The sequence below is a fragment of the Bacillus sp. FJAT-29937 genome (assembly GCF_001509555.1).
Lineage (GTDB): Bacteria > Bacillota > Bacilli > Bacillales > Cytobacillaceae > Cytobacillus.
Genome location: NZ_LMAS01000002.1, coordinates 409,244 through 425,980, shown reverse-complemented (window position 1 = coordinate 425,980; position 16,737 = coordinate 409,244). Strand labels below are relative to the sequence as shown.

At 37.9% G+C, this 16,737-nt stretch carries 16 protein-coding genes; 5 read left to right on the top strand and 11 right to left on the bottom strand.

What is annotated here, in order from left to right; all coding sequences use genetic code 11:
• On the bottom strand, nucleotides 1-703 hold a 703-nt coding region (locus AR328_RS05800), incomplete at its 3' end, for an aldehyde dehydrogenase family protein (protein WP_156422654.1).
• Between the two features lie 214 nt (nucleotides 704-917).
• Here AR328_RS05800 and AR328_RS05795 point away from each other — a divergent pair.
• Entirely contained in the window at nucleotides 918-2,339 is a 1,422-nt protein-coding gene (locus tag AR328_RS05795) for a sigma-54 interaction domain-containing protein (protein ID WP_066291575.1), read from the top strand.
• Nucleotides 2,340-2,368: 29 nt separating this feature from the next.
• Here the strand turns inward: AR328_RS05795 and AR328_RS05790 are convergent, their stop codons facing one another.
• Complete coding sequence (locus AR328_RS05790; protein WP_066291567.1) at nucleotides 2,369-2,740, bottom strand: group I truncated hemoglobin; 372 nt, start codon at nucleotides 2,738-2,740, stop codon at nucleotides 2,369-2,371.
• 121 nt (nucleotides 2,741-2,861) lie between these two features.
• A complete protein-coding gene (gene yugI, locus AR328_RS05785) occupies nucleotides 2,862-3,266 on the bottom strand; it encodes a S1 domain-containing post-transcriptional regulator GSP13 (RefSeq protein ID WP_066291560.1) in 405 nt (134 codons plus the stop codon).
• 339 nt (nucleotides 3,267-3,605) lie between these two features.
• On the opposite strand from yugI, the gene AR328_RS05780 reads away from it, so the two are divergent.
• Nucleotides 3,606-4,436 carry an alpha/beta fold hydrolase gene (locus AR328_RS05780; RefSeq protein WP_066291558.1) on the top strand — a complete coding sequence of 277 codons (831 nt, stop codon included), beginning with the start codon at nucleotides 3,606-3,608 and terminating at the stop codon, nucleotides 4,434-4,436.
• 493 nt (nucleotides 4,437-4,929) lie between these two features.
• Here the strand turns inward: AR328_RS05780 and AR328_RS05775 are convergent, their stop codons facing one another.
• Entirely contained in the window at nucleotides 4,930-5,184 is a 255-nt protein-coding gene (locus tag AR328_RS05775) for a DUF1871 family protein (protein ID WP_331457155.1), read from the bottom strand.
• Between the two features lie 88 nt (nucleotides 5,185-5,272).
• On the opposite strand from AR328_RS05775, the gene AR328_RS05770 reads away from it, so the two are divergent.
• Complete coding sequence (locus AR328_RS05770) at nucleotides 5,273-6,442, top strand: MalY/PatB family protein (RefSeq protein WP_066291548.1); 1,170 nt, start codon at nucleotides 5,273-5,275, stop codon at nucleotides 6,440-6,442.
• 296 nt (nucleotides 6,443-6,738) lie between these two features.
• On the opposite strand, the gene AR328_RS05765 is transcribed toward AR328_RS05770, so the two are convergent.
• The 5 genes from AR328_RS05765 to AR328_RS22985 form a co-directional block, all read right to left on the bottom strand.
• Nucleotides 6,739-8,253 (bottom strand): CoA-acylating methylmalonate-semialdehyde dehydrogenase, encoded by a 1,515-nt coding sequence (locus tag AR328_RS05765; protein ID WP_066291544.1) that lies wholly within the window; start codon nucleotides 8,251-8,253, stop codon nucleotides 6,739-6,741.
• Nucleotides 8,254-8,309: 56 nt separating this feature from the next.
• Nucleotides 8,310-9,662 (bottom strand): aspartate aminotransferase family protein, encoded by a 1,353-nt coding sequence (locus AR328_RS05760; RefSeq protein WP_066291539.1) that lies wholly within the window; start codon nucleotides 9,660-9,662, stop codon nucleotides 8,310-8,312.
• A gap of 210 nt (nucleotides 9,663-9,872) precedes the next feature.
• Entirely contained in the window at nucleotides 9,873-11,456 is a 1,584-nt protein-coding gene (locus tag AR328_RS05755) for a PucR family transcriptional regulator (RefSeq protein WP_066291538.1), read from the bottom strand.
• A gap of 127 nt (nucleotides 11,457-11,583) precedes the next feature.
• Entirely contained in the window at nucleotides 11,584-12,108 is a 525-nt protein-coding gene (locus tag AR328_RS05750) for a superoxide dismutase family protein (protein ID WP_066291536.1), read from the bottom strand.
• 151 nt (nucleotides 12,109-12,259) lie between these two features.
• The gene (locus AR328_RS22985) at nucleotides 12,260-12,472 is read right to left on the bottom strand and encodes a hypothetical protein (protein ID WP_066291956.1); all 213 of its coding nucleotides are present in this window, start codon (nucleotides 12,470-12,472) and stop codon (nucleotides 12,260-12,262) included.
• A gap of 365 nt (nucleotides 12,473-12,837) precedes the next feature.
• Here AR328_RS22985 and AR328_RS05740 point away from each other — a divergent pair, with 365 nt between their 5' ends.
• Nucleotides 12,838-13,218 (top strand): kinase-associated lipoprotein B, encoded by a 381-nt coding sequence (locus AR328_RS05740; RefSeq protein WP_066291535.1) that lies wholly within the window; start codon nucleotides 12,838-12,840, stop codon nucleotides 13,216-13,218.
• A 40-nt stretch (nucleotides 13,219-13,258) separates the two neighbouring features.
• On the opposite strand, the gene kapD is transcribed toward AR328_RS05740, so the two are convergent.
• The gene (gene kapD / locus AR328_RS05735; protein ID WP_066291533.1) at nucleotides 13,259-13,879 is read right to left on the bottom strand and encodes a 3'-5' exonuclease KapD; all 621 of its coding nucleotides are present in this window, start codon (nucleotides 13,877-13,879) and stop codon (nucleotides 13,259-13,261) included.
• Nucleotides 13,880-14,053: 174 nt separating this feature from the next.
• On the opposite strand from kapD, the gene AR328_RS05730 reads away from it, so the two are divergent.
• Nucleotides 14,054-15,916 carry a transglycosylase domain-containing protein gene (locus AR328_RS05730; RefSeq protein WP_066291531.1) on the top strand — a complete coding sequence of 621 codons (1,863 nt, stop codon included), beginning with the start codon at nucleotides 14,054-14,056 and terminating at the stop codon, nucleotides 15,914-15,916.
• Nucleotides 15,917-15,951: 35 nt separating this feature from the next.
• On the opposite strand, the gene AR328_RS05725 is transcribed toward AR328_RS05730, so the two are convergent.
• The gene (locus AR328_RS05725; protein WP_066291529.1) at nucleotides 15,952-16,509 is read right to left on the bottom strand and encodes a DUF5366 family protein; all 558 of its coding nucleotides are present in this window, start codon (nucleotides 16,507-16,509) and stop codon (nucleotides 15,952-15,954) included.
• Nucleotides 16,510-16,737 lie beyond the last annotated feature (228 nt).

Genomic DNA, 16,737 nt, shown 5'->3' with positions numbered 1-16,737 from the left:
GAACGAAGTTAAGAACACCTGCTGGAAGTCCTGCTTCTTCCATTACTTCAACGAATTTCGCTGCCACGATTGGCGTTGTTGAAGCTGGTTTTAGTAGTACAGTGTTTCCTGTTACGATGGCCGCAACTGTTGTACCAGCCATAATCGCTAACGGGAAGTTCCAAGGGGAGATAATGATTCCTACTCCTAGTGGAATATAGTCATAACGGTTGAATTCGTTTGGACGGCTGTTTACTGGAACACCATCTTTAATACGAAGCATTTGGCGTGCATAATATTCTAAGAAATCAATTGCTTCTGCCGTATCTGCATCTGCTTCATTCCATGGCTTTCCTGCTTCTTTCGTTAATAGAGCAGAGAATTCATGCTTGCGGCGGCGGATAATTGCTGCTGCTTTGAAAAGAACGTCTGCGCGAATTTCCGGCTTTACCTTTTTCCAAGTTTTGAATGCTTCAACTGCTGCTTGCATGGCTTTTTCAGCTAGCTCTTGGCTTGCTTTTGATACGCTACCAATTACTTCATCTTTGTTTGCGGGATTATAAGAAACAATTTTTTCCTCAGTAGAAATACGCTCTCCACCGATGACTAAATCGTAGTCTTTTCCTAAATAGCCTTCAACCGTTTTTAATCCTGTTAAATATGCCTCACGGTTTTCATCTAACTTAAAATTCGTGAATGGCTCATGTTTGTATGCTTGTACCATGATTCGTTCCCCCTTAATACTTTATCATTACTCCCATATATCTTTGCAAGAAGTGTGCCAATTATGTATACCGCGTCAAATGTGGGATTTCCTTACTAACCAGCAAAATTATTTTGCATTTTCAGTTATTTATCCTAATTAAGGAGCAAAAATACATTGCACCTCTACCGTTCTTTTCATAAAATGAAGGAAAGGATGAAGAAGGAGCAAATCAATGAACAATCAAAATCTCGCTCAATTACAGTTAATTAATAAGTTTTTTCAACAGATACTTAAAGAAATAGATATTGGAGTCCACGTCATTGATCATGAAGGAAAAACGATTATTTATAATAAAAAAATGGCTGAGATGGAGGGGATGGATTACTCAGATGTCCTCGATAAAGAGCTATTGGATGTGTTCTCCTTTCATAAGGATGAGGCTAGCACTCTTTTAAGAGCATTAACTCACGGGGAGAAAATCATTAATGCTAAGCAAACTTACTTTAATAATAAAGGACAGGAAATAACAACGATTAATAACACCTTTCCCGTTTCAGATGGAAGCTTTCGGATTGGGGCCATGGAAATCGCCCGTGACGTAACGAAAATGGAAAAACTAATTAGAGAAAATATGAATAAAAAGGGAAACACTCGCTACACATTCGATAGCATCATCGGAAGCAGTGAGGAAATTAAGAATGTGATTGAAGCGAGCAAGAGAGCGACACGAACCAGTTCATCTGTTCTCATTGTTGGAGACACAGGAACTGGGAAAGAGCTATTCGCACAAAGCATTCATAACGGAAGCAGTCGATCTTCAAAGCCATTTATCTCTCAGAACTGTGCAGCCTTGCCTGATAGCTTAATTGAGGGGCTGCTTTTTGGGACAAAGAAAGGAGCTTTTACAGGTGCGATTGAACGCCCTGGTCTTTTCGAACAAGCGGAAGGCGGAACCTTGCTGCTTGACGAAATCAATTCTCTAAATCCAGCCTTGCAGGCTAAGCTTCTAAGGGTTTTGCAGGAAAGAATGGTTAGACGAATCGGAGACACAGCGGATCGGAAGGTTGACGTCCGGATCATCGCAACTATAAATGAGGACCCTATCGATGCGATCGCTGATGGAAGGCTGCGAAAAGACCTTTATTACAGATTAAGCGTTGTTTCTTTATTTATCCCTCCTTTGCGGGATAGAAGGAAGGACATTCAAGATCTTGTCCGCTTCTTTATTGAAAAATACAATCACCTTTTTGGCATGAAGGTTCAAGGGATTGACGATCATGTTTTAAGTGTTTTTGAACAATATGATTGGCCAGGAAATGTACGGGAGCTAGAGCATGTTATAGAAGGTGCGATGAATTTAATTGTTCATGAAGAGCATATTGGTTATCTTCATTTGCCAATCCATTTCCGCAATAAGCCGCAATTTAAAAATGATATGGCTGCACCGATTAATCTAAATCATCAGAATGAAGCAAGCGGCCAATTTAAATCATTGGAAAATTATATGGATGAAGCAGAAAAAAACTTTTTAGAAAAAGTGTTACAGCGTCATCAATATAATATTACCCAAGCCGCAAAATCTATTTGCATGAGCCGACAAAACTTGCAATATCGACTAAAAAAGCACCAGATTAGGAAAGAAGCAGGAATATAAAAACTCGCCAACTGGCGAGTTTTTGTTCTTTATTGATAGAGAATATCGTCTTTAAGCGTATTTACTTTATTTAAAGCCTGAGCGATTTCATCATTATCTACCCCAAAATGAGAAAGAGCCTCTCCCAGATGAGTCGCAATGGCATCAAAATGAGCAGGCTGCAAATTCATCCCTTTATGTGCCTTCGCCATCGAATTTCCTGAATATTGATTAGGTCCGCCTAAGGCAAAGCTAATAAATTTCGTTTGATGTTTGCGTTGCTTTTCCATATCTGTATTCTCAAAAAAGTGGCTAACCGTTGGATCCTTTAATACTAATTCGGAATAAAAGTAATCGACAACCTTTTCAATTGCCGCTTCTCCGCCGACTTTATCATAAAGTGTTTGTGTTTGTTCTGCCATGTGAAATTCCCCCTTTTAGTTGTAACAAGGGTTATTATTCGATAGAGAAAATGCAAATATTCAGTTCAGCTCTGGCCAAAAAAAGTAAAAAACCGAGCTAAGCTCGGTTTCCATTTTTTTATTATTTCTTAATTAAATCTTCACGTTGAGATTGGTCAATCCACTCTTGAAGCTTATCCTTAAGTGTATTAAATCCTTGTGCCGCATCGCTTTCTACATGGATTGGAGCTGCTGGACGAGGTTTACGCGGCTTTTTCGCTTTTACTTCGGCTTCAGCTGGCGCTTCTTGTGTAGCACGGATCGATAATCCTATTTTTCCTGATGCTTCATCAACAGAAAGAACTTTAACTTCTACTTCATCTCCAACTTTAAGATGTTCATTAATATCCTTAACAAATCCGTGAGTAACCTCAGAAATATGAACAAGCCCTTGAGTATTTTCATTAAGTGAAACGAACGCACCATATGGTTGAACTCCTGTCACCTTACCTTTAATAACACTGCCTACTTCGATTTTTTCAGACATGGAAACACTCCTAATTTCTATTAATTTTATCGTTTTTATTCGCAATTAAAAATTATACCACAGTTTGAGCCTTTTTTCAAAAACAATTAATTCGGTCGTGATATTCTCTATTTTGCTCGTTATTACTATTATTATTTAATCAAGATTGGCAAGATTTATTGGATATGACTTTTTTGAAATTTGATGTTTGAAAACATGGCATTTTGGGCAAGATGCTCTTAAAGGCTTTCTAGTATTCCCCCTTTTTGAAGTGACAATCCATTGGGTTGTCCTTTTTTTGTGTGTTGATTTCAATTCTTTCGGTGAAAATAAGGTATACTGTTGATTGAGGGGATTAACATGGAGAATACTATTGAAAAACGAGTCGTACATATTAATGGAAATAATATTTACTATGAAAGCTTTCGACAACACCCTTCGTCGAAGGAAACCATTGTCCTGCTGCACGGCTTTCTTTCCTCAAGCTTTAGCTTCCGCCGGCTGATCCCGTATTTAATAAATGAATATAATATTATTTCTATTGATTTACCCCCATTTGGGCAAAGCGGAAAATCTCGCCGTTACAAATATTCCTATCGTAATCTGGCAATGACCGTTATTCAACTCGTAGAAAACATGAACTTGAATAAGATTATCTTGCTTGGCCATTCAATGGGTGGGCAAATTTCCCTAAACATCGCTCATTTACGTCCAGACCTTATTGATAAAGTTGTACTTCTTTGCAGCTCAGGCTATTTAAAAAAGTCAAAGCCCCAGCTTGTTCTTGCGACTTATCTTCCATTTTCTCATTTGATTGTTAAGAAGTGGCTGGAGCGTTCAGGATTGGAAAATAATTTAAAGCTTGTTGTTTACAACCAATCCATCATCGATGAAGAAATGGCTGATGGATATTTAGCCCCTTTTTTAAAAGAAGATATATTCTCAGCCCTGGCAAAGCTAATCCGTGACCGCGAGGGTGATTTATCTGCAAATATCTTAAACAAAATCAAGGTGCCTTGCTTATTGCTTTGGGGTGAAAAGGATAAAATCGTTCCACTTGAAATAGGCAAACAGTTACAAAAGGATCTACATCATTCGAAACTCATTGTTTTAAAAGAAACCGGCCACCTTCTTCCAGAGGAGAGACCCGAGGAGGTTTTTCAATATATGAAGGAGTTTATCGAGGATTAACTTTCAGCAGTAGAACGAGGGAGAATATTTCAATTTATGTAAAAAATGAGCTCTATGGACCTTTCATAACTTCGGTTTGAAGTGCTTACCTATGAAAAGGAGCCATATGAATTCTTCATAGCCTCCATTTTGGGTGCTTTCTTATCAAAACGAGCACTATGATCATTTCATAGCTTCCGTTTAGAGTGCTTCTTTATCAAAACGAGCTCTATGATCATTTCATACCTTCCGTTTGGAGTGCCTCCCTATGAAAACAAGCACTATGAACCATCCATAGCTTCCGTTTTTAATGCTTTCTTATCAAAACGAGCTCTATGAGCCTTTCATAGCTTCCGTTTTTAATGCTTTCTTATCAAAACGAGCTCTATGAGCCTTCCATAGCTTCAGTTTTTAATGCTTGCTTATCAAAACGAGCTCTATGAGCCTTTCATAACTCCCATTTAAGCCTTTTTCATTATAAAGGGTGACTCATAAAGTAAATAGTCACCATTCTCTATAACGAGCATACACCATCATTCTTAATAGCAAGAAGATGTACTGCCACTTCCTTGCACTCCTCAAGCGGGAGAAGTTTTTCAAAAGAAAATTCAAAAATAGCCTGAATTTTTCTCGCGAGCTTATTCGTCTCTTCTAAATCATGAACCGCTTGAACAATATCAGCAATTTCCGTCTCATAATTTCCTGCACCAATACGAAAAGGATCCCACTCATCTATTGTATTGACCAACTGTAAGTTCAACTGTTGCATTTGCATATAATCACCTTAAAATTTTTACTTTTTGTATCCATCCTTTATTATAGAATATAGACCATATGATTGAAAAGGCGGGGATACAATGAAGAAGTTTGACTTTGATCAAATTATTAATCGGGAAAATACTTCATCTGTTAAATGGGGAATGACCCAGCAAGTCTTTGGAACGAGCGAGGTATTGCCAATGTGGGTAGCTGATATGGATTTCGCGCCGCCCTCGGAAGTGAAAGATGCTCTTCTGGACCGAGTTCATCATGGTGTTTTCGGCTATACATTTCCTTCAACCTCAACGGCTGATAGCATAACGCAGTGGCTTCAGAATAGACACAGCTGGAATATTGAAAATGAATGGATTCTATATAATTTGGGAGTCGTTCCTTCGATTGCAACTGCGATTGAGGCCTATACTGCCCCTGGAGATAAAGTGATGCTGCAATCACCTGTCTATGCTCCTTTTTTCGACATGGTTAAGAAAAATAATCGAGAAGTAGTAAATTCTCCCTTAAAATTAGTAAACAATCGCTTTGAAATCGATTTTGCTGATTTTGAAGAACGATTAAAAGAGGGAGTTAAATTATTCCTTTTATGTAATCCACATAATCCCGGCGGCAGAGTATGGACAAAAGAAGAATTACAAAAGATCGGTGAGCTCTGCCATCAGTATCAGTGTTTAATTCTATCCGATGAAATTCATTCTGACCTTGTTTTTAAAGAAAATAAGCATATTCCAATCGCTTCATTGAATAACATATTCAATGAGATTACAATAACTTGCATTGCGCCAACAAAAACATTCAATCTGGCAGGGCTACAAGCTTCTGCTGTTATCATTTCCAACAAAGAACTTCGCAAAGAATTTCAAACAGTTCTGCAACGTCAAGGTTTCTTTTCATTGCCAACCTTTGGGGCAATTGGAATGGAAGCCGCTTATAAGCACGGAAATAGCTGGTTGGATGAACTTCTTGAATACTTACATGAAAACGTTGAAACGGCAAAAAGCTTTATTGACAAACACTTGCCATCGATCAAAGTTATGGAACCTGAGGGCACCTATTTATTATGGTTAAATTGCCGCGAGCTGGATTTAAGCGATGAAGACATTAGAGATCGCTTACTATATAAAGGCAAACTGGCATTAGAACCAGGGAAAAAATACGGTCTTGGCGGAGAAGGCTTCGTTCGCATGAATATCGCTTGTCCGCGGGAAATGCTGTTGGATGGATTGGAGAGATTGAAGAGGGCATTTGAATAATAAGTGGATAAAGTTGTGGATAGTGGTCAATTTTCTTTCACCAAATACTGCTTTGTGGATAACTTTTTGGAAATTGTTGCTTTCCTGTCCGATAAACTCACTTTGTCGGACACCTTTTTGAAAATTGACGCTTTCCTGTCCAATTACCGCTCCCTTTGAAGAAAGACCTTTCCCATAATCCGGAAAGGTCTTATATATTCTACTTCTTCTTATTTTTGAAATTGGCCCAAACTCAATCCGATCGCGCTGTGTCAATTCCTTGCTAGTTATTATTAATGTTTAAATACAAACTCTATTCAATTATTACTCGGAAACGCAAATGATAGACTACTATCTTCACTTGTTGATAGCCAGCGTTCGGAAATTGTCTTAGATTTTGTGAAAAACTTTACTTGTTCTGGACCAAACATATGTCCTTCACCAAATCTTGAGCCCTTAAAACCAGCAAAGTTATGATAACCAACCGGTATTGGAATCGGAACATTGACACCGACCATTCCGACATCAATTTCAGTTGTGAATTTTCTAGCTGCCAGCCCATTATTTGTAAAAATTGTTACGCCATTTCCTAGTTCATGCTGATTGATTAATTTAATCGCTTCCTCTAATGTGTCTACACGTACAATATTACGAACGGGTCCGAAGACTTCTTCATTATAAATTTCCATACCCGGTTTTACATAATCGAGCAAAGTTGGTGCTAAGAAGAAGCCTTTGCTATTTTTTGTAATGTCTTTATCACGGCCATCACAAATAATTTTCGCCCCTTCTTCTTCACTGCGATCAATAGCTTTTAAAATGTTTTCTTTTGCTTGCTGGGAAATAACAGGGCCGTAATCTACCTTTTCTGTATAAGCCCCTACTTTTAAGTTATCAATCTTTTCTTTTAAAATTTCCGCTAAACGATCTGCCGTTTCTTGTCCTACTGGCATTAATGCGGAGATGGCCATACACCGTTGGGAAGCAGCCCCATACCCTGCACTGATGAAAGCATTCGCTACTTGTTCTAAATCAGCATCCGGCATGACGACCATATTATTTTTTCCGCCGCCTAATGCAACGACACGTTTCCCATATTTAGCGCTTGTTTCATAAATATATTGTGCTACAGGTGTAGATCCAACAAAAGAAACTGCCTGTACGGCTCGATTTTCGAGTAGCTCATTAACCGCCTCTTTATCTCCATTGATAACTGACCAAATTCCGTCCGGAAGCCCTGCTTCTTTCCATAGTTCACTTATAAATAAAGCTGACATTGGCACTCGCTCGGAAGCTTTTAAAATAACAGCATTTCCAACCGCGACTGCCATACTAGTCTGGGCTAGCGGCACCATGATTGGAAAGTTGAATGGAGAGATGGCTGTTACTACACCAAGCGGATATTTAGCTGAATAGGCATTAATTTGCCCGCCTACATTAACTGAATATTCTCCTTTCATTAAGTGAGGAGCATTTATTGCCAAATCCACAGATTCTATCCCGCGGGTAATTTCGCCCATTGCGTCTTCTTCTGTTTTTCCGCTTTCCGTGCAAATTAATTCTATTAATTTATCTTTATTTTCGGTTAGCAGGTGCCTGAATTTCATTACAACCTCTGCCCGTTTAGCTACTGAGATATCACGCCATGCTGGGAATGCAGCCTCTGCTTTTTCAATTGCTTCCTTCACTTCCTCCGCGGAAGCTAATGGCACTTTGGCAATGACTTCCCCTGTAGCAGGATTGAATACATTGGAGTACCGCCCGCTTTTTCCAGCAGTCATTTTCCCCCCTATAAAATGTGTAAGTTCTTTCACTTCAGTAATGTTTGTCATCTTCTTAGTCTCCTTTCGAGTATGAAGCAGCGATTCTACTATTTTGGGAAGTGCACTTATAAAGTTTCAATTGCTTGCACTAATCTTGCAACAATGAAATCCTTTTCCTCCAAGGTAATATTTAATGGTGGTGACAGTGCTAATATATTGTTATAACCTGCAACTGTCACACCGTTTTTCCCAATAATCAGCCCTTGTTCTTTACATTTCGCAATGACTTGATTGACTTTCTCTACAGGGAATGGTTTTTTCGTGCTGCGATCTTCTACTAGCTCAATTCCGATAAGCAATCCTTTGCCGCGAATATCTCCAACATAAGGGCAGTGTGATAGTTTATCTTTTAATTCAGTTACTAAAATCTCTCCCATAATTGAAGACTGTTCAAATAAATTTTCTTGTTCCATAATTTCTAGGTTTTTCAGTGCAACTGCACATGCTGCGGGAGAGCCGCCAAATGTATTAACATGACGGAAAAAGTCATAGTTTCCGTTTCTAGTAAACTCGTCATATATTTCTCTCTTCACAGCTGTTGCAGATAGTGGCATGTATGCGCTTGTAAGCCCCTTTGCCATTGTGACAATGTCAGGCTGCACTCCATAATTTTGATGCCCGAAGGCCTTTCCTGTACGACCGAATCCGCAGATTACTTCATCTACTATTAATAGGGCGCCGTGTTTCTCGCAAACTTCTTTTACACCTTTTAAATAATCATCTGGAGGCATAATGACCCCTCCGCCCGTAATAATCGGTTCCATGATCATGGCAGCTATCGTTTCAGAATGTTCCCATGTCATGATTTCGTCTACTGCTTTAACAGATGGTAAATCAGCGGCATTCTTATATCCATCCTCATTGTAACGGTATTGATCCGGCGCTTTTACATGAATAAATCCTGGTGATAACGGTTCGTATTTGTATTTCCGTTCTGCTTGCCCTGTTGCCGCGAGAGCGCCCATTGAGTTTCCGTGATAGGCGCGATAACGCGAAACAATTTTATAACGCGTTCCTTGTCCTTTTTGCTGGTAATACTGGCGAGCAATTTTAAAGGCTGTTTCATTCGCTTCTGAGCCGCTATTCGAGAAAAATACAACGTAATCCCCGCCCAATAAATCACTGATTTTCTCGGCAAGTAAAATCGCGGAAGGATGACTAACGGTTAAGGGAGTATAATTGTTCTCAAGGAGCTGGTCATACGCAGCCTTTGCAATCTCTTCCCTTCCATAACCAACGTTTACACACCATAAACCTGCCATCGCATCTAGATAACGATTCCCCTCGATATCCGTCAGCCAAGCTCCTTTCGCTTTTTGAATAATAGTTGTAGCTTGCGGATTATATGGCTTCATTGAATTCCAAAGATATTTCTCATCCTTTGTGACTAAACTTTCAGTCAAATGAACCTTCTCCATTTGAGTCACTCCTTTAGAAAATTGTTTCTTCTGTCTTAATTGTGACGCTTAATATCATAGTTATCATCTGACATAATGTTAAATGATAACTAAATACTGTTTCACACATTGACACTTCTTAATGGAATCACCGTTAGGTCAAAGCCTTGATTAGAATTTGGCAAATCGATCTTTACTGAAGATTCAAAATTTATATTTTAGAACTATGCTTTAATTCAGACTTTCAGAGTCTGTAATCTGGAAGTTATATTGAGTTGCGAGCAGCATCAATTCAACAGCTAGGCGCTTTGGCGGAAGCGTATAATCACTTCCTATTAAACTTTCAATTTTGGATAAGCGATGATATAAAGTTTGGCGGACAATAAATAGCTTCTTGGCAGTCTCATTTTTTAGACAATTACATTGAAGATAAGCTTGTAGCGTTTCAATCAGCTGACCATTATTTTTTGCATCGTAGTCATAGAGGGGCTTTAAATATTTTTTAGCTAAATCCATAATGGCTTTGTTTTTTTGCATTTGCAGAACTAATTGATGTGTGAAAAGATCTTCATAGAAATAAGATAGATGAAAAGCGTTATTGCGGATTAATAACGTATCACGTGCAGTTTCACAGCTTTGATGCACTAATTTATAATCATTCATAATCTGGCCAACGGCAGTAGTGACCGATAGATTGATATAATTATTATTCTTTCTAAAGTTTCTGATTTTCTCTATACATTCTATTATACGAGGTTTAATATCATGTCCAATTATATCTGCAATAATATAAATCAGCCTTTGCTTTTCCTCTAATAAAAATAAAACGAACCCTTTATTTTCAAAAATATTGCGGGAATATAATTTATAATAATTTAAATCATATCCTTTTTTTGTATTATTTATTTGTTCGACTAATACAAAGTATGAGCAATTTAATAAATTATGAAAACCCTGTTCCTGTAGGAAACTAGTAATGACAGAATCTTCAACTGTTCCATCTAACCAAGACTCTAGCAATAGGCGGGAGTGAATGTTTTGTTTTTCTTCTATATACAGACTGCGCAGCAAATATTGCGATAAGGCCGTAACCGTTCTATCTAGTATTAATAATTCAAACTCATTTATTGTTCGGTTCTTCGTGAAAATACATACTTCCCCATAACTTTCCTCTAATATAATTACTTCACATTTGGCAAAATGACTTCCTTCCCCTTTTTGTTCGTATTGATCCCTTAAGTTCTCATATATCTGATGTTTTTCATTTGGAATAAATAATGACTGTTGCCCATTAATGATAAATGCAACGTTCATGTTTAAATATTTATAAAGCTTCATGAGGATATGTTCATAATGAGTTATTTTCAAAGTTAATTTATTAATTTCTTGTGAATAATTTTCTAGCCGTTTGATCATTTCATATTGTTGATTAATTAACAAGCTATGTATTTCTTGTGTTATTTCAATAAATGGAACGATTTCATTAAACACAATAATCGGTAAATTATGCCGATTAGCCAACTCAATTACACTATTTGGAACAGATTTGATATGTTCACCCAATTCAATACATAAAGCGGCTGCTTCTTTTGTAATCAACTGTTCTAAAAAATTTAATAGAGTATCTTCGGATGTTAGTTGAATTCCCGTTGTTAATATTAATTCATTTCCCTTAATTAATGTGCCTATCTCTTTCGATTCCAGTATATGAACCCACTTAATAGTATTCAGGATCCCGCCATGACCTGCGATCACTTCTGCTTTTTGAAAATGGTTTCTATTAAATAACTCTTGAACGATTAGCGAATATGACATATTTTACCCTCCCTGGAAAAAGGTTTATCATGCTCTATAAAGAGAATATAACATATTGTAAAACGTCAAAGGGAACTTCAATACGAAGAAAGACCTTTCCCATTATCCGGAAAGGTCTTATTTATTTCTATTTCTTCTTCTTATCCTTTGAAATAGGCCCGCATGCGATCCGATCACCGGAATCACCAGCCGGCTGTGTCATCCCATCATCCTTGCCATCATGAATCACAATGGAGGTCCCGTCTTTCGTTAATAATGATTGTTTGCCTTCCTTAAGTGAGACCTGTGGGGCCATAATTTCATCCTTTGCCTTTCCATCCTCTCCTACAATGAGGTTTGGAAGATCACCAGCATGAGATCCTTTAGGATGAAGCAGACCGTGCTCCTTATCTTCTGGGTTAAAATGATTTCCCGCTGACTTGAAATCTGGGGGTTCACATTTTCCAGTATCATGAATATGCATGGCATGCTCACCTGGAGGTAAGCCTTCTAAATCTAAAAATAGTTTGACTCCTTTTGTCTGTTCCTCTATCTTAATCGTTCCTAGGGAGTCCCCTACTGCATTAAACATTTCAACATCCAGATTTCTGATCTCTTCTTCCCCACATCCTGATAAAATAAAAAAGGGAAGTAATAACCAAGCCTTTTTCATGTTAAAAAAACTCCTATCAAACAAATTCTTCCATTAGTATCACCATATCGGCCTTTTCATAATCAATTATTTGGCAGGTTATACCTAAATCTTATTTTATCAGCAAAAAAAATAACCAAATCAATAAAGACTTGGCTATTTCCTGCTTCTGTTAGTTTTTTTCTTCCGTGCTATTTATGTGATTCATGATTCGATCCTCAAGTTCCTTTGCCTTGATTGCTTCACGTTTTGAAATCCGTAAAATGAATCGGAAGGTTATAACGCATAAGATGAAAAATATCGTAAAACTGATGGCAGCAGGAAAATATTCTGATTTATCTTGAGGGAAATATAGAAACAAGGACATAACATACCATTGCAACATATCAACAATCCTTTCTGCAAAAATGCAGTGGTTCAATATGTTATTATAACAAACAATTACACCGTGTTCCAAGCTTTTTGCCGGAGGAAGGATGCCTCTTATTTTTTAACACAATCTAAATAGTCTCAATGAAACCGATTGATGCCCGTGGTGACCGCTTTTAACGCATGAAGGGCACCATAGACACCTTCTGATGACCCTAGCGACCACTTTTTGTCCATGACGGGCACCATAGACGATAATTCTCGTTTAAATATGTAATCATTCCCCAGCTTAGATGATTGGTATCTTCATATTTCTTTGTTTTTCCAAGCAGGTAAGCCATAATGAGAATACTACAGTACATTTAGGAAGGGGAATTCAGTATGGCAGATTTAAATGTTGGCGATAAGGTAACAGCCATTTATAAAACAGGAAAATATATCGGAGAAATTACAGACATTCGGCCGCAGCATTTTCTTGTACGGGTTCTAGCGGTGGCTAAGCATCCTATGCAAGGTGATTTACATAATCCTAAAGATGCTCATGTTCAAATGTTTCATGAACGCCGTGCTTTAGCATACCGGGAACAAACAAATGTCCCTAAACAAATGGTTAAACCATTTGACGGTGAAATCCCTGAATTTACAGCTTCGTTAAGAGAGGCATTAGATAAAATGATAAAGGATCTTAAAGAAGATGCCTCCCCTTGGGCAGAACTTAGCCTAAAGAATATCGAAACTCTTGAAAAGGATTATTTTAAATAGAAAACAAAAAGCCAAATCGTTTCATATGCGATTTGGCTTTTTATGCGAATTTATTTAATAGCTTGGAAAAGTCTACCCTGTCTCCAATTGTGGTTGGCTCAGGCTTTTCAAGGTATTTCTTATCCTTTTCTACTAATCTAAAAATATTATAAGTAGTCATGGCATCATCTAAAGCACGATGATGTTTTCCCGTGCCTTCCTTTCCATATTCCTGGACGGCCTTCCATAATCCGGTTTGATTTTGATCACCAAAAAAACGTTTGTATTCCATTGATAAGTCCACTTCCTTCCCTTTAAAAGGAAAAGGAATGCCGACCTGTTGACAATTATTTCGCAGAACCCTCATATCCATATTCCCCCACGTAATAATAGGACATGGTTGGTTTCCGCTCATTTCCTTCATCTTTTTGACCAATTCCATAAAGGAAATCCCTTGGTCCACCTGCTCTTGTGAGATATGAAGGAATGATTTACACCGTTCAGATAACTTTGGAAAGCGAACTGGAGAAACGAAGGAAGAAAATTGATCAAGAATTTGGTCATTGGATACTGAAACAATTCCGGCTTCAATAATTTCTGGATAAAAGCCTTTGTATCGGCCATTCTTTTCAGGCATGGTAAATTCAAAGTCAATAAATAAATAACGATACTCTTCCCCCATGTTAACACCTTCTTTCATTGAAAAAATAAACGCACGTCATTTCCACTATTATACCATGGAATTTTTTAATTTTTCTGGGTAATTTCATTTTTAAATGAATTTTTATTTGTTTGATTCTGCTGTAGAATAGAGTTTGGAAAATCAGTTAAGAGCTTTCGGAAAGGAAGAGGGGTATTGCGTACGTTAACTGGATATTTGATCATAATTGCCTTAGTTCCATGCTTCCTTTTTCTTATTTTTGCATCTGGTTCTGAAATAGCTAAGGTAAAAAGCTTTCACAATATATTAGAAGAAAAAATCAAAATTAAGGACATATCCTTGCCGCAAACCTCCTATATAAAGGCACAGAATGGTACGACTATTTCGGAAATCCATCTGCCGTTTAACCGAATAAACCTGGAATTTGCGGACATTCCTCCCTTTCTGATCCAATTATTTATCGTTTCTGAGGATCAGCATTTTTACGATCATGTTGGCTTTGATGTAACATCGATTGGACGTGCCTTGGCGATTAATATGAAGTCAAATACGATTGAACAAGGGGCCAGTACCATTACGCAGCAACTGGCGAGAAACCTTTTTCTTAACAATGATAAATCTTATAACCGTAAGCTAAGCGAGCTACTTTACTCTTATGAGATTGAACGTAAATATACAAAGGAAGAAATTTTAACGCTATATATGAATGCCATCTATTTTCAAAATGGAGCCTATGGTATTGAAGCTGCCTCCGAGCTTTATTTTCAAAAACAGACGAAGGAGCTTTCGAAAGCAGAGCTTGCATTTTTGGCCGCAATTCCTAATAATCCTTCTCTTTATAATCCGGTAAAAAACTTTGAGCAGACGAAGGAAAGACAGAAAAGATTAATCGACCAACTTAGCAATCACCGAGTGATCCCATCAGAGGAAGCGGAAATAATCAAAAGCGAACCTATACAATTAAATATGAAAAAACGAACTGATTTATTTCCTGACTATGTTACATATGCAGAAGCCGAGCTAAAGGAATTGATCGGGCAGCAGGATGGCTTTACGGAAAAAATACAATCAGCTAAAACGGAGAAAGAGCGTGCTGAACTAGAAGTCAAGCTCGATAATCGGCTAGAAGAAGTTATGGCATCAGGCATTATTATTGAAACGGCACTCGATCCATCTATTCAAGAGCGTGCAAAAAATGCGGTCACACGAAACTTGCCCTACCCTGATATCCAGGGGGCTGCGGCAGTCATAGATCATGAAGCCCATCAGCTTGTTGCACTTGTAGGGGGCAAACAATACAAAAAACATGATTTTAACAGGGGATTTCAAGCCTACCGTCAACCGGGCTCTGCAATCAAGCCACTGCTCGTCTATGCACCTTATTTTGAAAGAAGCGATGCATCTTTACGGAAAAAAATCAACGCAAATTCCTTTTGCAAAAACGGTTATTGCCCGCAAAACTATGGCGGCGGCCAATACGGTTTCGTTACGTTAGAACAAGCATTTATCCATTCTTATAATACACCTGCCGTTAGAATCTTAGATTCTATTGGAATTAAAAATGGTTTTGAAGATCTAGCAAACTTTCACTTCCTAAAGGTTTCGAAATCGGATTATACTCTAGCTGCAGCAATTGGGGGATTTTCACATGGGATGACTCCGCTTGAGCTTACATCCGCCTATACAGTATTTGCGACTAATGGGCTGTACCAGCCCGCTAGAGCCATTAAAAAGGTAACAAATACGAATGGCGAGCTTCTATATAGTTGGAATGATCCCAAGGTTCAAGTATGGAGTAAGAGTACGACCGACAAAGTGCGACAGTTAATGAAAAAAACGGTTCATTCCGGTACAGCACGTAAAGCCTACTTATCTGCCGGATATTCAGGCGGAAAAACGGGTACGACGAATGATTATAAAGATTACTGGTTTATCGGTTTAACCGATCAATATACTGCAGGGATATGGATTGGTAAGGATACACCTGAAAATATTGCGTACGTGGAATCAGCTGCCCCTCAGCAGCTCATCTGGAAGGAAATTATGTCGGGATATTAAAGGGGCCCCTACTTGATTAATTATGGGCCCCTTTTTTAGATTGGTAAGCTTGCGATAAGACTGTTATACACCTTAACAGCTAGATAAATAACACCAGAAATAAAACTAGACCAGAATAGCACCTGAAAAAAGATGAGCCCAACAAGACCAAGATACGATAAAGAGGAACTGACCTTATGCACAAAATATAAGAAGTAAACAGCTGTAGTCACTGCAAAAATAATGCCAATCCCCGTAAAGCTGTTCATACTTATTAAAGACAAAAAGCTCCCAATAAAGTATATAAAAGCCCCGCTCCGAATTTGCTTTATGCTATCTCCTTCCGAGTCTTTAGAAAAGAACAAAAGAGATAACTCGTTTATCGTATTTGCAATCAGCTTTAATGCAGCAAATACCATAAAAAATAAAAGCATCAAAAGAATGAGCAGTGAAAGCTTAATCCCGCCATCTGAAAAAAACTCTAGCATACCTGTGTAAATCCCAGCATTCTTAAGAAATTCAATGAGAACTTTTTCAACCTTTATTGAGAGAGTCAGACTGAACAATATGATAGAAAGCAGCGGAAAATAGCTCATAAAATATGTATTTTTCATTTTTTCTCCATTCGCTTATCCTTAGAAAATATCAATATTAGGAGGAATCTCCTTTTTCATACTTCTTTATTATTGCGGAACCTAACCGTTTAGACAATAGTTGTTTGATATAGCAAAGTCTATCCTAGTAGTGTTGTTTTTCCTATTTCACAAAAATAATAGAATATTGAAAAACCATGCAGAAAAATTTGAAATTTATGATATAATGCAATGGTAACTGCCATTGGT

What these genes read in the sequence shown, in the direction of transcription:
- AR328_RS05770 (WP_066291548.1), top strand. Translation starts at nt 5,273, where the DNA reads ATGAAGAAGTTTGACTTTGATCAAATTATTAATCGGGAAAATACTTCA.
- AR328_RS05740 (WP_066291535.1), top strand. Translation starts at nt 12,838, where the DNA reads ATGGCAGATTTAAATGTTGGCGATAAGGTAACAGCCATTTATAAAACA.
- AR328_RS05795 (WP_066291575.1), top strand. Translation starts at nt 918, where the DNA reads ATGAACAATCAAAATCTCGCTCAATTACAGTTAATTAATAAGTTTTTT.
- yugI (WP_066291560.1), bottom strand. Translation starts at nt 3,266, where the DNA reads ATGTCTGAAAAAATCGAAGTAGGCAGTGTTATTAAAGGTAAGGTGACA.
- AR328_RS05760 (WP_066291539.1), bottom strand. Translation starts at nt 9,662, where the DNA reads ATGGAGAAGGTTCATTTGACTGAAAGTTTAGTCACAAAGGATGAGAAA.
- AR328_RS05780 (WP_066291558.1), top strand. Translation starts at nt 3,606, where the DNA reads ATGGAGAATACTATTGAAAAACGAGTCGTACATATTAATGGAAATAAT.
- AR328_RS05765 (WP_066291544.1), bottom strand. Translation starts at nt 8,253, where the DNA reads ATGACAAACATTACTGAAGTGAAAGAACTTACACATTTTATAGGGGGG.
- kapD (WP_066291533.1), bottom strand. Translation starts at nt 13,879, where the DNA reads ATGGGGGAAGAGTATCGTTATTTATTTATTGACTTTGAATTTACCATG.
- AR328_RS05725 (WP_066291529.1), bottom strand. Translation starts at nt 16,509, where the DNA reads ATGAAAAATACATATTTTATGAGCTATTTTCCGCTGCTTTCTATCATA.
- AR328_RS05755 (WP_066291538.1), bottom strand. Translation starts at nt 11,456, where the DNA reads ATGTCATATTCGCTAATCGTTCAAGAGTTATTTAATAGAAACCATTTT.
- AR328_RS05790 (WP_066291567.1), bottom strand. Translation starts at nt 2,740, where the DNA reads ATGGCAGAACAAACACAAACACTTTATGATAAAGTCGGCGGAGAAGCG.
- AR328_RS05750 (WP_066291536.1), bottom strand. Translation starts at nt 12,108, where the DNA reads ATGAAAAAGGCTTGGTTATTACTTCCCTTTTTTATTTTATCAGGATGT.
- AR328_RS22985 (WP_066291956.1), bottom strand. Translation starts at nt 12,472, where the DNA reads ATGTTGCAATGGTATGTTATGTCCTTGTTTCTATATTTCCCTCAAGAT.
- AR328_RS05775 (WP_331457155.1), bottom strand. Translation starts at nt 5,184, where the DNA reads ATGCAACAGTTGAACTTACAGTTGGTCAATACAATAGATGAGTGGGAT.